Origin of the sequence: Streptosporangium sp. NPDC006013 (assembly GCF_040614275.1) — a bacterium.
GTDB lineage: Bacteria > Actinomycetota > Actinomycetes > Streptosporangiales > Streptosporangiaceae > Streptosporangium.
Map to the genome: position 1 here is coordinate 1 of NZ_JBEXUE010001000.1, position 1,023 is coordinate 1,023.

The following is a 1,023-nucleotide window of genomic DNA, read 5'->3' on the forward strand; positions in this document are numbered from 1 at the left end:
CTTCGACATCGACCGCCACGTCGCCGCGCTGGCCGCGGACGGGGTGGCTCATCAGGTCCTGCACGGCGGGCCGTGGCCCATCGGGGACGGCACGGTCAACGACAGGGTCGCCGCCTTCGCCGCCAGGTACCCGGACCGGCTCAGCGCCTGGGCCGGGGTAGGCCTCAGCGATCCGCGGGCCGCGCTCGCCGAGGCGCGCCGCGCGCTCGACGAGCTCGGTGCGACCGGCCTCTCGGTCATCCCGTTCCTCGACGGCGCCGATCCGTCCGCACCCGAGCACGCCGGGCTCTGGAAGCTCGCCGCCGACCGTGGTGTCCCGGTGTGGCTGCACTGCGGGCAGCACTTCCGCTCGGACGTCCCGATCGACGTCTCCGCGCCGCGGGTACTGGACCGGATCGCCGGTGCCTACCCCGGCCTCGTCCTGGTCGCCGGGCACGGAGGCTGGCCCTGGGTCACGGAGATGCTGGCGGTGGCGCAGCGGCACCCCAACGTCTATCTGGAGTTCTCCTCGCACCGTCCGTCCAGGATGGCGACCCGGGGATCGGGGTGGGAGGCGCTGCTGACGCTGGGTGCCGCGTCCGTCCGCTCCCGCGTCCTCTTCGGGTCCACCAGCTGGACCCAGGCCTCCACTCCCGCCAGGCTCGCCGCCGAGGTCACCCGGCTGGGACTTCCGGACGACGTGGTCCGGGCCTGGCTGCACGGCAACGCCAAGCGGCTGCTGAACCGCACCCGGCAGGGAGGCGCGGCATGAACGGCCGCCGGGTGCTGGTCACCGGGGCCGCCGGTGGCATCGGCACGTCCCTCGTGGCCGAACTGCTCCTGCAGGGCACGCAGGTGCTGGCGACCGATGTCGACGCGTCCGGTTGCGAGCGCCTGGAACGGCGGTTCGGCGACCGGCTCCATGTGGTGCGGCTCGACCTGACGGAGAGCGGAGCGCACCAGGTAGAAGTTGGCGTCGCAGCAGACGCCCATCACCTTGCGGTAGTCGTCGTCGGTGAGGCTGTGCGGGCGGCCGGGGACGTT

2 protein-coding genes are annotated in these 1,023 nt (G+C 73.5%); both read left to right on the forward strand.

What is annotated here, in order from left to right; genetic code table 11:
* Window positions 1–751 (forward strand): amidohydrolase family protein (locus tag ABZ260_RS51575; RefSeq protein ID WP_355633390.1); only part of this gene is annotated, 751 nt, incomplete at its 5' end.
* Window positions 748–1,023: SDR family NAD(P)-dependent oxidoreductase (locus ABZ260_RS51580; RefSeq protein ID WP_355633392.1), on the forward strand; the 276-nt coding region annotated here is incomplete at its 3' end. The genes ABZ260_RS51575 and ABZ260_RS51580, both read left to right, overlap by 4 nt.